The organism is Geobacillus sp. GHH01 (assembly GCF_000336445.1).
Lineage (GTDB): Bacteria > Bacillota > Bacilli > Bacillales > Anoxybacillaceae > Geobacillus > Geobacillus zalihae.
On record NC_020210.1, the window covers coordinates 628,975 to 644,745 of the forward strand.

11 protein-coding genes are annotated in these 15,771 nt (G+C 52.0%); 8 read left to right on the forward strand and 3 right to left on the reverse strand.

Translation table 11 applies throughout. The features are described from left to right. Positions 1-73 precede the first annotated feature (73 nt). Together GHH_RS03235 and GHH_RS03240 are read left to right on the forward strand one after the other, a co-directional pair. The gene (locus GHH_RS03235) at positions 74-427 is read left to right on the forward strand and encodes a YisL family protein (protein ID WP_041470644.1); all 354 of its coding nucleotides are present in this window, start codon (positions 74-76) and stop codon (positions 425-427) included. A 124-nt stretch (positions 428-551) separates the two neighbouring features. Beyond that, on the forward strand, positions 552-3,395 hold the full coding sequence (locus GHH_RS03240) for an EAL domain-containing protein (protein ID WP_015374062.1): 2,844 nt from the start codon (positions 552-554) through the stop codon (positions 3,393-3,395). Between the two features lie 153 nt (positions 3,396-3,548). Here the strand turns inward: GHH_RS03240 and GHH_RS03245 are convergent, their stop codons facing one another. Beyond that, positions 3,549-4,097: a DUF2777 domain-containing protein gene (locus GHH_RS03245; RefSeq protein WP_015374063.1), complete on the reverse strand. Its 549-nt coding sequence runs from the start codon at positions 4,095-4,097 to the stop codon at positions 3,549-3,551. 242 nt (positions 4,098-4,339) lie between these two features. Between GHH_RS03245 and asnB the strand changes: the two genes are divergently transcribed. Then, complete coding sequence (gene asnB, locus GHH_RS03250) at positions 4,340-6,187, forward strand: asparagine synthase (glutamine-hydrolyzing) (RefSeq protein WP_015374064.1); 1,848 nt, start codon at positions 4,340-4,342, stop codon at positions 6,185-6,187. A gap of 40 nt (positions 6,188-6,227) precedes the next feature. Here the strand turns inward: asnB and GHH_RS03255 are convergent, their stop codons facing one another. Further along, entirely contained in the window at positions 6,228-7,580 is a 1,353-nt protein-coding gene (locus GHH_RS03255) for an MATE family efflux transporter (protein WP_015374065.1), read from the reverse strand. A gap of 126 nt (positions 7,581-7,706) precedes the next feature. Here GHH_RS03255 and GHH_RS03260 point away from each other — a divergent pair, with 126 nt between their 5' ends. Next, positions 7,707-8,567 carry an AraC family transcriptional regulator gene (locus GHH_RS03260; protein WP_015374066.1) on the forward strand — a complete coding sequence of 287 codons (861 nt, stop codon included), beginning with the start codon at positions 7,707-7,709 and terminating at the stop codon, positions 8,565-8,567. A 115-nt stretch (positions 8,568-8,682) separates the two neighbouring features. Here GHH_RS03260 and GHH_RS03265 read toward each other — a convergent pair whose 3' ends face one another. Further along, positions 8,683-10,449 carry an alpha-glycosidase gene (locus GHH_RS03265; RefSeq protein WP_015374067.1) on the reverse strand — a complete coding sequence of 589 codons (1,767 nt, stop codon included), beginning with the start codon at positions 10,447-10,449 and terminating at the stop codon, positions 8,683-8,685. Between the two features lie 245 nt (positions 10,450-10,694). Here GHH_RS03265 and GHH_RS03270 point away from each other — a divergent pair, with 245 nt between their 5' ends. The 4 genes from GHH_RS03270 to GHH_RS03285 all read left to right on the forward strand — a co-directional run bounded on the left by GHH_RS03270 (position 10,695) and on the right by GHH_RS03285 (position 15,769). Further along, positions 10,695-11,969 (forward strand): extracellular solute-binding protein, encoded by a 1,275-nt coding sequence (locus tag GHH_RS03270; RefSeq protein ID WP_015374068.1) that lies wholly within the window; start codon positions 10,695-10,697, stop codon positions 11,967-11,969. A 69-nt stretch (positions 11,970-12,038) separates the two neighbouring features. Continuing rightward, positions 12,039-13,319 carry a sugar ABC transporter permease gene (locus tag GHH_RS03275; RefSeq protein WP_015374069.1) on the forward strand — a complete coding sequence of 427 codons (1,281 nt, stop codon included), beginning with the start codon at positions 12,039-12,041 and terminating at the stop codon, positions 13,317-13,319. Then, a complete protein-coding gene (locus GHH_RS03280; protein ID WP_015374070.1) occupies positions 13,319-14,161 on the forward strand; it encodes a sugar ABC transporter permease in 843 nt (280 codons plus the stop codon). The genes GHH_RS03275 and GHH_RS03280 overlap by 1 nt, the downstream gene beginning before the upstream one ends. A 72-nt stretch (positions 14,162-14,233) precedes the next feature. Continuing rightward, positions 14,234-15,769: an alpha-amylase family glycosyl hydrolase gene (locus tag GHH_RS03285; protein ID WP_015374071.1), complete on the forward strand. Its 1,536-nt coding sequence runs from the start codon at positions 14,234-14,236 to the stop codon at positions 15,767-15,769. The last annotated feature ends 2 nt before the right edge of the window (positions 15,770-15,771 follow it).

Sequence of the window (15,771 nt, forward strand, 5' to 3'; positions counted from 1 at the left end):
TCGTGAAGTTTGTCAACCGTAAGCCCGCCGTGCTATGATGGGAAGGAACAAGGAATGGTTGGAGGGATGGATGTTGACGCATGCCCATATTACGAGCTGGCTCATCACGATTGTTTTGTTTTTCCTTGCGGTGTCGATGGAGCGGCAAGGGGCGGGCAAAGCCAAGATCGTGCAAATGGTGTTGCGGCTGTTTTACATTCTCACGATCGCGACGGGGGGGCTTTTGCTGCATAGCATTGCTTCGATATCTGCGCTTTATTGGCTAAAGGCGCTTGCCGGGCTGTGGGTGATCGGAGCGATGGAAATGGTTTTAGCAGCTGAAAAAAAAGGGAAAAGCGCGGCGGCAAGATGGACGCAATGGGTCATTGCCCTTGCGGTGACGCTGTTTCTTGGTTTGCTGCTGCCGCTTGGTTTTGACTTATTCTAAAGCGAAGCGGCAGCCTTCTATTGGTTGCCGCTTTTGTCGAAGGCGAAAATATGATATGGTAAAACAAACAATGTTTTTTGAATTTTTCGACCTCGTTGGTCAGCGGGAGGGGGCATGATCGTTTATGCATTGGTTCTGCTGCCGCCGCGTCGAGGAGCTGGATCATTTGCTCAGGGAGCATAGTTCTTCCTTGGATGAGCCGTTGTTTGTCCAAATCGCGGGCAATGATGAGGAAGCAGTGCACCATGCGGCCGCCGCGTTAGCCCGTCGTTGGCCGCACGCCCATATGGTTGGGATGGCAGGGCCGCTGCCAATGGCCGGGGAGGCGAATCTCGCTGTTGGCGTCGCGTCGATGACGTCTTCAACCGTTTCGTCGTTGGCGCTGCCAGCTGATGAGTTTGACCGCCCGGATGGATTGGCGGCGTTGATCGCGGAGGCGGTCGTTCGTCACGATACGACGTTGCTTTTGTTGTTTACGAATCACCGCTCGGCTTTGCCGCCTTTGCTTCGCCATTTGCCGCTTGCAAACGAACGAATGGTTATCATCGGCTGCGCGCTTCCCGAGGGCAGCGTGTTATTTTCGCACGACGGTCGGCTTGAGCGCGGAGGAATCGCCGTCTCTTTCAGTGGAACAGCGCTTCGCGGCCACTGTGCCGCACCGTTTTTATGGGAGCCGATTGGCTTGGCGTTTTCCATCACGAAAAGCCGCGATCAGCAGATTGACGAGCTAAACGGGCAAAAAGCGTCGAGCTATTTGGAACGGTATTTAGGAAAAGAGTTTATCGAACGCCTTCCGTTTTCTGGGATGGAATTTCCGTTTCTTATCGAACGGAACGGACGCGATGTCTGCCTGCCGATTGTCGCTGTCAACCAGGATGGCTCGGTTGCAGTAAGGGGCCATGTCCATAACGGAGAAAAGGTGCGATTTGCTTATATTCATGCCGCGTCCCTTTACTGGAGCGCGCGTGATGTGGCGATGCAAACGGCCAAGCAACCAGCAGAAGGAATGCTGCTTTACTACAGTGCGGCGCTCGGTGGGTATACGCGCCCGCTGTTTGACGGCGTGGCTGCGGCGTTTGGACAGGCAGCGCTGTTTCCGGCCGTCGAGGTGTTGGTGAAAGATGCGTATACGGCGGTGCGGCCGGCCGCATTTGCGGCCATTTCGCTGGCGGAAACAGCGGCCTCGGCGGAGAGCGGCCTACTGTCACCGTGGTCATCGCCGCCAGAAGGGATGATGACATTGGCGCAGCTCATGTCAACATCGTCCCGCGACATGGAGCGGCTGCACGTCCGCCTGCAAATGTCGGAGCAACGCTACAAATCGTTGTTTGAGCATAACACGGACATTGTCTATTCCACAGATTTGCACGGCCGTTTGACAAGCGTCAACCCCGCTTTTGAGCAAGTGCTCGGTTACAAGAAAGAAGAGATTTTGTATACGAATTCGCTCAAGTATATTCATCCGAATGATATTCCCCGCGTCACCCGCTATTTTTACCGAGCGCTGCGGGGGAATATCCAAACGTATAACTTGGAAATTCCGGCGAAATCGGGAGAACGGCTTTTGTTTCAAATGAAAAACATTCCCATCATTGTGGATGGCAAAAAGGTCGGCATTTACGGAATCGGACGCAACATTACCGAGCAAAAAAAGGCGGAAGAGAAAATCTCTTATTTAGCATATTACGACATCGATACGAACTTGCCCAACCGGACAAAGTGGATGGAATTGTTTTCCGAACAGCTGGATAAAGCCAAGCAGAAGCGACGAAAGATGGCGGTTGCTTTGATCGATTTGGACCGGTTTAAATGGATTAACGACAGCGTCGGCCATTACGCCGGAGATGACATTTTGCGCCAGCTTGTCGAGCGCATTCGCCGCGCCTTGCCGCCTAGTGCGGAGCTTGGCCGATTTCATGGCGACAAGTTTTGCTTGCTTTTTCCGCTCAAAACAGAGGCCCAGGCGGCGACGGAAGCGGCGCTCCGCATCGTGCGCGAAGTGGCGCGGCCGATTGTGTACGACGGAAAGGAATTTTTCGTTACAGCAAGCGTTGGTCTAGCGATGTTTCCAGATGACGGAGAGGACGAACATGCGCTCCTTAGGCACGCCGATATGGCGGTCAATATGGCGAAAAAAGGCGGCGGCAACCGGGTGGAGCGCTACTGCGCGCAAATGAACGAAGAAGCAATGCACCGATTGGAAATGGGCGGACATTTGCGCAGGGCGATCGAAGAGAATGAATTATTTCTTTGCTACCAACCAATTGTCGACGTACATACGGGTGCGGTGAAGGCGACGGAGGCGCTGATTCGCTGGCGCCATCCGAAGCTTGGGCTTGTGCGGCCGGATGAATTCATCCCTTTGGCGGAAGAGACCGGGTTGATTCATGAGATTGGGCGCTGGGTGCTGAAAACCGCCTGCAGACAGACGAAACAATGGCAGGAAATTACAGGAAATAACCAGCTTTCCATTTTTGTTAACGTCTCCCCTGTCCAGTTTCAACACGAGCGGTTTGTAGACAATGTAAAACAAGCGCTTAAGCAGTCACGCTTGTCTCCGTCCTGTTTGCATCTCGAATTGACCGAACATTCGATGCTCCGTTATCTGTCCAGCACGATGCGGACAATGGACGAGTTGAGGAAGCTTGGCGTCGGCATCGCCGTCGATGATTTCGGCAGCGGATATTCCTCGTTCCATTATTTAAAGCGGTTGCCAGCGACAATATTGAAAATTGACCGTGCCTTTATTGAACAATTGCATGCCAACGCTTCCGATGAGGCCATTGTCAAGGCGATGATTACGATGGGACACGGGTTGGGGCTTGAGACGATCGCCGAAGGGGTGGAAACGCCGGAACAGCTCAACCGGCTTCGCGATTTGCAATGCACGTATGCGCAAGGATACGTGTTTTGTCCGCCGCTTCTCGCTGAAGAAGTGATGCGGTATGTGACGGAAAAGCAAAAGTGATCCCCCGCCCGCGTCGGTTGACAGCTGTCGTCCGTCGGCACTCCGCCTGAAGCAAAACGGCTGCTAGGCTTCGCTTCGGGCGGAAGGATGGCCGGTAAAAAAACATTGACAGATCACCGTTGGACTTCGACGACGTGAGGATCAACAGGCGATTCAGCCGATTTGGGCGCAAATGGCTCGCTCACCGCTGTTTAATGTGATTTCAAAACGGTCGCTTGACGCCCGTCCGCGCTCGTAATAATGGTGGATGCTGCCAATTTGTTCGGTGTTGTCGTAAATGATGAAATTCACGCCAGACGATTTGGCAAACAATAGGCCGTTGTAGCAATATAAGCAGTCATACAGCGAAAATCCGAGGCTGTTCAGCCATTGAACAAACTGGAAAAAGGTTGAATCAGGAAGCGCGGCGAGCCATTGTTGATAGGCATAAGTCAGCCGTTTGCGGAAACGGATGCGATCTCCGTTTTCGAGGGGAAAGACGCCAAGATCCGTGGCGACCGCGCCCTGATCCTGCCATTGCCCGGACAGCCAATGCCCGCAGTGAAACCATTCGATGCCTTGCTCGGCCATTTCTTCTACTAAAGAGGCTTCCTCTTCTTCTTCGTCGAAGAAGATCCATTCATCGTTGACGAACTCCACTGTTCCATACACATAAGCCCGCGGCTGTTCCACAATGCATTGCAGTCGTTCCTCGATGTTCAATGTCTCTCATCCTCCTTGTACTCCTCTGTTTTTCCATTTTTTTGCTGATTTATTCGTGCGGCGACCGACGTCGGACAATTCATCGAAATGACGGGGGGTGCATAAAATGGAATCATGCCGACGTGGAGAACCATCGTGAATCAAAGGAGCGATCGCTGGAAACGATCGTGAAAAAGAACGGACGAAATGATGGAAACGGGTGAGAACTTGCCATCTTTGATAAAAAGAAAGGATTGGTTTGTATGTGTGGCATTACTGGCTGGGTCCATTTCGGGCGCAATTTGCGCCGCGAGCGGACGGTCATTGACAGCATGACAGAGACGCTCGCCAAACGTGGACCGGATGATACAAATACGTGGCTGGACACTCATGTCGCCTTCGGCCATAAACGGCTTGTCGTCGTGGATCCGGCTGGCGGCAAACAACCGATGGTGCGGCAAAAAAACGGACATCGTTATACGATCGTCTATAACGGCGAGCTGTATAATACGGAAGACATTCGCAAGGAACTGTTGCGCCAAGGCTATCGATTTGATGGTCATTCCGATACAGAAGTGTTGCTTGCCGCATATATGGAATGGAAGGAGAAATGCGTCGATTGGCTCAACGGCATTTTTGCCTTCGCCGTTTGGGACGAGGAGCGCGAGCTGTTATTTATGGCGCGCGACCGGCTCGGAGTAAAACCTTTGTTTTATCGAGAAGATGGCGAGGGGCTGCTGTTCGGCTCGGAAGCGAAAGCCATTTTGGCCCATCCCGATGTAAAGGCAGAAGTCAATTATGAAGGACTCGCCGAAGTGTTCGGCCTCGGACCGTCGCGCACACCGGGGCACGGCGTGTTTTGTGGTGTTCAGGAGCTGCGTCCAGCGCACGCGTTGACTTTCTCTCGCAGCGGGCTTCGCATTTGGCGGTATTGGAATGTCGAAAGCGACGTCCATCGCGATTCATTCGAGGAAACGGTCGAAAAGCTGCGCTTTCTATTGACGGATGCGGTCACGCGCCAACTCGTTTCCGATGTACCGGTTTGCACCTTCCTTTCTGGTGGGGTCGACTCGAGCGCCATTACGGCGATTGCTGCCAATGCCTTCGCGGCAGCTGGAAAAGGGCCGCTGCACACCTACTCGATCGATTATGAAGGGAACGACCAGTATTTCAAAGCCAACGATTTTCAACCAAACACGGATGCGCCCTTTATCGAACAGGTGTCAAACCAATTTCAAACGGTTCATCATCGCTGTGTGATCACGCAAGAGGAACTGTTCCGCCATTTGCATGAAGCCGTCATCGTCCGCGACGTTCCGGGCATGGCCGATGTCGATTCTTCGCTTCTTTGGTTTTGCAAACAAATTCGCGAACGGTTTGTCGTCAGCTTATCAGGGGAGTGCGCCGATGAAATTTTCGGCGGCTATCCATGGTTTCATCGGCCGGACGATTTGGCGCGGAAAGGATTCCCATGGATGCGCTCGATTGAGGCGCGCATCGGGTTGTTAAAGGAAGAATGGCGGCAAAAGCTTCGCCTTGACGACTATGTGCAAATGCGTTATGAACAAACGCTTGCTGAAGTGCCGCGTCTCGAGGGGGAAAGCGCCGAGGAGGCGAAGCGGCGTGAGCTGTTTTACTTAAATATGATTTGGTTTATGACGACACTGCTTGACCGAAAAGACCGGATGAGCATGGGAGCAAGCTTGGAAGTGCGTGTGCCGTTCGCTGACCATCGCATTGTCGAATACGTTTGGAACATTCCGTGGGATATGAAAATGTATGGAGGACGAGAAAAAGGCCTTTTGCGAAAAGCGCTCGAGGGATTGCTTCCCGAAGAGGTGCTCTACCGGAAAAAAAGCCCCTATCCGAAAACGCACCATCCTCTATATACGAAACTTGTCAAGCAATGGCTTGAGCAGTTGCTCCATGACCGCTCTTCGGTTTTGCACGAGTTTTTCGACCGGGAAAAATTGTTGGCGCTCATTGAAACAGAAGGGAAGTCGTTCCAAGTGCCGTGGTTTGGGCAGCTCATGACCGGTCCGCAGCTGCTCGCTTACCTTGGCCAAGTGCACGTTTGGTTTGATCATTACGGCATTCGCATTAAAGAATAAGAGCTGCGCCTACGCGCAGCTCTTATTCGATTTGGCGGCGCTACGCCATTTTTGCTTGTGGCACCATCGTTTTTTTCATCCAGACGCGCGACCGCCAGCGCCAAAGCATCAACAGTCCGCGCAGCCATTCGTCGGCGATGAACGACAGCCAAATGCCGACGAGGCCAAATCCGAGGGCGATGCCAAATACGTAAGCAATGGTCACGCCGACGCCCCACATCGACAAAATGCCCATATAGACAGGGAATTGCACATCGCCAGCGGCACGAAGCGAGCTGATAATCACTAAATTAAATGAGCGCCCCGGTTCAAGGATAATCGTTAACAGCAACAGTTTGCGGCCAAGAACAATCATTGAGCGGTCATCGGTAAAGAGCGACAGCAACGGCTCGGCAAACCAATAGGCGGCTGCGGCCAGCAACACTGAGATGGCGATGGCGCTGTACAAACTTTTCAAGCAGCGGGCGTAGGCTTCCTCGTATCGCCCGGCCCCGACGAAGTGGCCGACGAGAATTTGCGTTCCTTGGCTGACGGCGATGCCGAATAAAAACACAAACATCATAATGTTTTGCGTGTATACACGGACGGTCAATGCCTCAGCGCCAAGCCATGTAATGAAATACGTAATGACCATTTGCGCCGTATTGTACGAAAGATGTTCCCCGGCTGCCGGAACACCGATTTTCAGCAGTGAGCGCAAATAGTGAAACGGAAGGCGGCGAAACGCCCTTGGTGCGAGCGGAATGTTTGTTCGTTTGCGCAACAAAGCAAGAAGTGCGAGAAAGGCCATGCCACGGCTGGCGGCGGTCGATATAGCAGCCCCTTGGATGCCGAGGGCGGGCAGGCCAAACAAGCCAAAAATGAGGACCGCGTTGCTGATGACGTGCAAAACGTTCATGCCAACCGCCACATACATCGTGTCACGGGTGAAGCCATAGCTTTTCAAAATGGCGCCGACCGTCATCATCAGCGCTTGGATGAACAAAAATCCACCGACAATCGCCAAATAATGGGTTCCTTCATCGAGCAGCTCGGCGGGCAAATCCATCATTCGCAAAATCGGCTCGCTGAATGCGGCGAGAATGGCGCTTAACAACAATCCGAACAACAAATTGGCCACGAGGGATACAAGCGATACGTCAACGGCTTCTTGCTCTCGGCGGGCGCCTAAATATTGAGCAACAAGCACTGCTGTCGCTAAAGCGACGAAGTTGAACAGCACGATCGTTAAAGCGATGATTTGGTTCGCCACCCCGACGGCAGCAACCGCGTGATCTGAATACTGGCTGAGCATCAGTGTATCGGCGTTGCCCATCACCATATAGAGCAGCGTTTCAATAAAAATTGGCCACGTCAAGGAAAACAGTGACCGCGTTTTGGCCTCATGGCGCATGTTGAGACAACTCCTTTTTCTTATTCCGACTTGAACGATATATTCAGTTTAGCTAGTTTGTTGCATAATGGAAAGAGAAAGAAGCGATTTTGCTTGCACATTTCCGACAAAAGAGGGGAGAGGCCGATGGATACGGTCACATTTTCCATGCCGCCGCTGCCGGTGTTCATCAAAGGGGCGGAAAGTGTATTTCTGGAAGGAAAGAAGCATTTCCGCCGCACATTTTCCGTCTTTGATTTGCTTTACGTGAAACGAGGCTGTTTGTATATGACAGAAAACGGGCGCGAGTTTGCGGTTGGCAGTGGACACTATTTGTTGTTGATTCCGGGAAGGGAACATTACGGACACCGCCCATGCGAAGAACGGACGGAGCTGGTTTGGCTTCATTTTTTGCTGCCAGACTTTGCGGTCGTTTCCGATTGCGGTGTCAGCCGGCAGATCGTGATCGAAAAGGAGGCGACATACACCGAGCCGATCCAATACCGGCTCTCCATCCGTCAATATGGCGAAGTCAAGCAGCGCGAGCGGGTGGAACAGCTGCTAAGTCAAATCGTGGAACAAAACATTCGGCGGGATATCGATCAGCCACTCCGGCAGCTGCTGTTGTTCATCGAATTCCTTTGGCACTTGCAAAAACAAGAGCTTTCCGTCCCGAGTGCGTCTGAACAGATCAGCGCCGCGGTGGTTGCGTATATCGAGAAACATTTCAGCGAGCCGATTACACTGGACATGCTCGCGCAGGAGCTCCGATTCCACCCGGACTACATCACCCGCTGCATGCAAAAAACGATGGGCATGGGATTTAGCCGCTACTTGGCGCATTATCGGTTGTCAAAGGCAAAGCAATGGTTGGCGGAGACGAACGAGACGATTGAGGCGATCGCCAAGCGGGTTGGCATTGACGATGGCGCCTACTTTTCGCGCCTGTTTAAAAAGGTGGAAGGAATCACGCCGACCGAATATCGGCGCATGGCGCGGCGTAATTGACCTTCTTCTATGCCGGTGGTATAGATGGGGACGGTCAGCAAAAGATCAAACCGGTGCAGCTTGTCCTCTGCACCGGCAACCGATATGTTTGTCCGTAACCGCCCGCTCAGTCGCCTTACCAGCTTTCGACCGCGTAAAGCACAAACCCGTACGGCGGCAAGGAGACGCAAAGTGTTTCCGCCTCTGCAGCGAATCGCTCCCCTGTCAGAAGGTTGACCAGCCATTTTCCACGCGCATCGATCGGCATGGGAATTTCTGCTGCTTCGTTGCTCCGGTTGATGATGATCATGACCGTTTCATTGCCATCCGTTTTTTCATAAACAAGATGGTTCGCTTCATCATCGGCGGCGAGAAAAGCGACATCGCCGCGTCGAAGCGCCCGATATTGCTTGCGAAGAGCGATCAGTTGCTTGACATGTTCATACAGTTCTTTGTTTTGCTTCTCTGGATCCCACACCATACATTTCCGGCATTCCGGATCGTTTCCCCCCGTCATGCCGATCTCATCGCCATAGTAAATACACGGCGAACCAGTGAACGTGAGCTGGAACAAAAACAACAACTTCGCTTTGCGGACGTCGCCGCCGCAAACCGTAAGCAGCCTTGGTGTATCATGGCTGCCAAGCAAGTTAAACGCCGCTTCGTTCACATGTTTCGGATACGAATGAAGCAACCGGACCATGATATCGGCAAACTGGCGGGCGCTGATTTCCTCTTTCGCGAAAAAGCGAAGCGCTCCGTCCGTGAACGGGTAGTTCATGACGGCGTCAAATTGGTCGCCGCGCAGCCACGGCATGGCGTCATGCCAAATCTCGCCGAGAATGTACACATCGGGCTTTAGCGCCTTCACCGCCTGACGGAATTCGCGCCAAAATTGGTGATCGATTTCGTTTGCCACATCGAGCCGCCAGCCGTCAATATCAAACTCGCGAATCCAGTACGTCGCGACATCAAGCAAGTAGCGCTTCACTTCCGGATGGGCGGTATTGAGTTTGGGCATTTGCGGCACGAACGCAAATGTGTCGTAATTCGGGCGCGGCTCCGTTTGGAGCGGAAACTCGCGAATATGGAACCAATCTTTATACCTAGACGCTGCACCGTTTTTTAACACATCTTGAAACGGGGCAAACTCATAGCCGCAATGATTGAAGACTGCATCGAGCATGACGCGGATCCCTTTTTCATGGCAGCGCTTGACAAGTGTTTTCAACGTCTCTTTGTCCCCAAAGTGCGGGTCGATTTCAAAATAATCAGCGGTGTCGTATTTATGATTCGACGGCGCGCGGAAAATCGGCGTCAAGTAAATGCCGGTGATGCCGAGATCAGCCAAATAGTCAAGGTGATCGATGATTCCTTGCAAGTCGCCGCCGAAAAAGCTCGTCGGCGTCGGGTCCTCGCTTCCCCACGGCCGCGCCCCTTTCGGACTGATGGCCGGGTTGCCGTTGGCGAACCGCTCGGGGAAAATTTGATACCATACGGTGTCTTTTACCCAGTCCGGCGCTTGGAATAGGTCGACCCGATGAAGAAAGGGGAAGCAAAAGTAGTAAGCGGTGTCGTCGCTCGGAGCTTCATGGTAAAATCCTTTTTCCGTATAGACCAGTTGTTCGCCCCCAGCTCGAAGCACAAACCCATAGCGCAGCCGTCGATATGGCGGTTTGACTTCGGCGAGCCAATAGTCAAACAACCCGTCGCTTCCCGTTTTCCGCATCGGCATCGTTTGAAACTGCCAGGCGCCATCGTGCCATTCGTACGGGTCGCCAAAAAGCAGCTCGACGTGGTCGACATCATGTTTCTTTGTTTGAAGCCGGAGATGGAGCGTCTCGCTGTCATAAGCATAAGCGAAATGGTCGGTTGAGCGGTGGTGGATGGCTTCTTTCCTCATTTTCTTTTTCCTCCTTTGTTATCTGAAGCAACCGTTTGCATTAATGCTCAGCTATAATAAAAAGTACGTTAAGAGAAAAGAAAAGTCAAATTTTATAGAAAAAAGGCTTGTAAAATGAAAAATAAGCGTTATAATGGAGATGAGTGGTGCAATCGTTTTCATAGAAAGGATTAAAACTTATTTGCGCAAACGTTTTCCTTATGATTGTACCGCTAAGATTCCGTCATGATGACAGGAGGGGGATTATGAGAAAAGCGTTATCTTTCTTTCTCATGGCCGTGTTGTTGATTGGCGTGCTGGGTGCCTGCGGTCCCAAGCGCGATGTCCAGCAGCCGAAAGGAAACGACCAAAAGACGGCAGAACAGGACAAAAAGCCAGAGAAACTCGTCGTGTGGGTGAACGATGATGAAAAACAAAAACAAGCGTTAAAGGATATTTTTCAAAAGTACACAGAAAAAACCGGAATCAAAATCGAGATGGTTGGGGTCAACATGCTCGATCAAACGAAAAAACTAGCGCTCGACGGACCGGCTGGCAAAGGGCCGGATGTGTTCTACCAGCCGCATGACCGCATCGGCGACATTGTGCTGCAAGGATTGGCCGATCCAGTCGACCTTGGCGATGCGAAAGGCGAGTACAGTCCGACAGCCATCAACGCGGTCACCTATGACGGGAAAACGTACGGCGTGCCGATGGTCGTCGAAACGTACGGCGTGTTCTACAATAAAAACTTAGTTTCAGAAGCGCCGAAAACGATGGAAGACTTGATGAAGATCGCCAAGGAAAAAACGAATGCAGCGAAAGACCAATATGGCTTTTTAATGGAAGCAGCCAACTTCTATTTTGTCTATCCGTTCTTCGCCGGATACGGCGGCTATGTGTTTAAAAATGAAAACGGCAAATACGACATAAGCGACATTGGGCTCGCGAATGATGGAGCCGTCAAAGGAGCCGAGCTCGTCCAATCGTGGTTTAAAAACGGCTACATTCCGAAAGAAATCACCGGCGATATTATGAACGGGCTGTTTACGAAAGGAAATGTGGCGGTTGCCATCACCGGACCATGGAACATCGCGTCGTATAAAGAAGCGTTGGGCGACAAATTAGCGACCGCACCGTTGCCGGTCTTAGACAACGGCGAGCATCCGAAATCGTTCGTCGGCGTGAAAACATGGATGTTATCAGCCTATTCACAAAACAAAGAATGGGCGGTCGATTTCATGAAATTTGTGACGAACGAAGAAAATTCGCTCCATTACTATGAAGTGGCAGGTGAAATGCCGGCGAATGAAAAAGCGTTGACAAATGAGAAAATTACGAACGACCCGCTGATCGCCGGCTTTGCGGAGCAAATCCAATACGGCGAGCCGATGCCGAACGTGCCGGAAATGTCGCAAGTGTGGGAGCCGATGGGCAATGCCTTGCAATTTATCGCGAAAGGCGACAACCCGAAAGCGGTGCTGAGTGAGGCGGTCAAAACGATTCAAGATAAAATCGCCGCCAGCGGCGCTGGAAAATAACGCGTGATATCGTGGTGGATAGGATCAGCCCTATCCACCATTCTTATCCATACGATAGGGGGGATTGGAATGCCGGAAGCAAACGTCCGCCATCGGCCGGCGGTGGCGATGGCGCTGTCGCTGTTGTTTGCCGGCCTTGGGCAATTGTACAACCGCCGGTATGTCAAAGGCATCTTGTTCATCATCATTGAAGCTTCGTTTTTGCTGACGTTTTATAACTTTTTGAACATCGGGCTGTGGGGGCTCGTCACGCTTGGCGAAATCCCAATGTTGGATCATTCGATTTTTCTCTTGATTCAAGGATTGGTTTCGGTCATCATCATCGTGTTTGCGGCCGCCCTGCATATTGCGAACATCATTGATGCGCGCAACGACGCCCGCCGTCGGCAGCGCGGCGAGCCGTTCCCATCGCTGATCGAATCGTGCCGTCATGCGTGGGATCGGGGGTTTCCGTACATCTTTGTGACGCCCGGGCTTGTGATGCTGTTGTTTATCGTGGTGCTGCCGCTGTTGTTTATGGTGTCGCTCGCATTTACCGACTACAACTTGTACCACTCGCCGCCACGGCATTTGCTGAATTGGGTTGGATTGGAAAACTTCAAAAACTTAGTGTCGATTCCGATTTGGAAAAGCACGTTTTTTAGCGTTCTCGCCTGGACGATCGTTTGGACCGTGGTGGCGACAACGGCGCAAATCGCCCTTGGCCTGTTTTTGGCGCTCCTTGTCAACGACCCGCGCATCAAGTTCAAGCGGTTCATCCGCACGGTGTTGATTTTGCCGTGGGCCGTGCCAGCGTTTGTCACGATTTTGGTGTTTGCGGCGATGTTCAACGACAAATTCGGAGCCATCAACCGCGAAGTGTTGAGTTTGTTTGGGGTGTCGATCCCGTGGATGACCGATCCGTTTTGGACGAAAGTGGCGCTTATTTTGATTCAAACGTGGCTTGGCTTCCCGTTCGTCTTTGCGTTGTTTACCGGCGTTTTGCAAAGCATTTCCCGCGACTGGTACGAAGCGGCCGACATCGACGGGGCGACGCGCTGGCAAAAGTTCAAATCGATCACGCTGCCGCACGTCCTGTATGCGACCGCACCGCTGTTGATTATGCAATACGCCGGCAATTTCAACAACTTTAACATCATCTATTTGTTCAACGACGGCGGACCGGCCGTGCGCGGACAAAACGCCGGTGGAACGGACATCCTCATTTCATGGGTGTACGATTTGACGTTCACGACGAACAACTACAACATGGCGGCGGCGATTTCGCTCATCATCGGCTTGATCGTCAGCGGGTTTGCCATTTACCAGTTCCGGCGCACCCGTTCCTTTAAAGAGGAGGGGAACATTTGATGAACCGCAAATGGAAATCGCGCGTGGAAGTAGCGCTTATTTATTTGTTTATCTCCTTCATGTTTGTCGTCATCGCCTATCCGCTCCTTTGGACGATCAGTATGTCGCTCAATCCAGGAACGAGCCTGTATTCGGCGTCGCTCATCCCGGAGAAGTGGTCGTTTGAGCACTATAAGTGGTTGTTTACCAGTCCGAACAGCGATTATTTGCTTTGGTATAAAAACAGCTTGTTTGTCGCGGCGGCCAATGCGGCGTTGTCCGTCTTGTTTACGGCGCTCATCGCCTATGCGTTTTCGCGCTACAAATTCGTCGGGCGGAAAACGGGGCTGTATTTGTTTTTAGTGTTGCAAATGTTTCCGTCGCTCATGGCGATGGTGGCGATCTATATTTTGCTCAATATGCTCCATTTGCTCGATTCGCTGTGGGGGCTCATTCTCATTTATGTAGGCGGACAAATTCCGTTTAACGCCTGGCTGGTCAAAGGCTACTTTGATACGATTCCGCGCGAGCTGGATGAGGCGGCGCGCATCGACGGCGCCGGGCATTTCGGCGTCTTTTTCCGCATTATGCTGCCTTTGGCCAAGCCGATTTTGGCCGTTGTCGCGTTGTTCAACTTTATGGCGCCGTTCACCGACTTTTTGCTGCCGTCGATCGTCTTGCGCGATCCGGACAAATTTACGCTGGCGGTCGGGCTGTTCAACTTTATCAGCGACCGGTTCGCGAACAACTTCACCCGCTTTGCCGCCGGCTCGATTTTGATCGCCGCCCCGATTGCCGTCGTCTTTTTGTTCCTGCAGCGGTATTTGATTTCTGGCTTAACGGCTGGTGGCACAAAAGGGTAAGAACCGCTATCATAGAATAGGGGGCTTACCCGTTTCCGAACGAGCAAATGAATCGGGAAGGGAGGAATGGAAATGGGGAACCGGCTCTTTATGCTGCTCGTCCTTCCGTTCCTTCTTTTTTATGCCATGCCGGCTGCGGCGGCGGAGAAAGAAGAACGGACGTGGCAAGATGAAGCCATTTATTTCATTATGGTCGACCGGTTTAACAATATGGATCCGACAAACGACCAGAACGTGAATGTGAACGATCCGAAAGGGTATTTCGGCGGCGACTTGAAAGGGGTGACGGCGAAACTCGATTACATCAAGGAGATGGGATTTACGGCCATTTGGCTGACGCCGATTTTTAAAAACATGCCGGGCGGTTATCATGGCTATTGGATTGAAGATTTTTATCAAGTCGATCCGCACTTTGGCACGCTGGGCGATTTGAAAACACTCGTCAAAGAAGCGCACAAGCGCGACATGAAAGTCATTTTGGATTTTGTCGCCAACCATGTCGGCTACGACCATCCATGGCTTCGCGACCCGGCGAAAAAAGATTGGTTCCATCCGAAAAAAGAGATTTTCGACTGGAATGATCAAACACAACTAGAAAACGGATGGGTGTATGGGCTGCCGGATTTAGCGCAGGAAAATCCAGAAGTCAAGAAATATTTAATCGATGCGGCCAAATGGTGGATCAAAGAAACGGACATTGACGGCTATCGCCTCGATACGGTGCGCCATGTGCCAAAATCATTTTGGCAGGAGTTCGCCAAAGAAGTGAAATCGGTGAAACAAGACTTTTTCCTTCTTGGCGAAGTGTGGAGCGACGATCCGCGCTATATTGCCGAGTACGGCCAATACGGCATCGACGGTTTTGTCGATTATCCGCTGTATGGCGCGGTGAAGCAGTCGCTTGCTAGGCGCGATGCGTCACTGCGCCCGCTGTATGACGTCTGGGAATACAACAAAACGTTTTACGACCGCCCGTACTTGCTCGGGACGTTTTTGGACAATCACGATACCGTGCGGTTTACGAAACTTTCGATTGACAACCGCAACAATCCGATTTCACGCATCAAGCTGGCGATGACGTATTTGTTCACCGCCCCCGGCATCCCGATCATGTATTACGGAACGGAAATCGCCATGAACGGCGGCGAAGACCCGGACAACCGCCGTCTGATGGATTTCCGCGCTGATCCGGAGATCATCGATTACTTGAAAAAAATCGGCCCGCTCCGCCAACAGCTGCCGTCTTTGCGGCGCGGCGATTTTACGCTCCTGTATGAAAAAGACGGCATGGCGGTGTGGAAACGGCAATATGAAGATGAAACAACGGTTATCGCCATCAACAACACGGGCGAAACGCAGCACGTTCACCTAACGAACGACCAGCTGCCAAAAAACAAGGAACTGCGCGGCTTTTTATTGGACGATCTCGTCCGCGGCGATGGCGACGGATACGATCTTGTGCTCGACCGCGAAACGGCGGAAGTGTACAAACTGCGGGAAAAAACAGGGATCAACGTTCCGTTTATCGCCGCCATCGTATCGGTTTACGTGTTGTTTCTTTTGTTTTTGTATTTGGTGAAAAAACGGGCGAAGCGGATGCCGGAATAGAG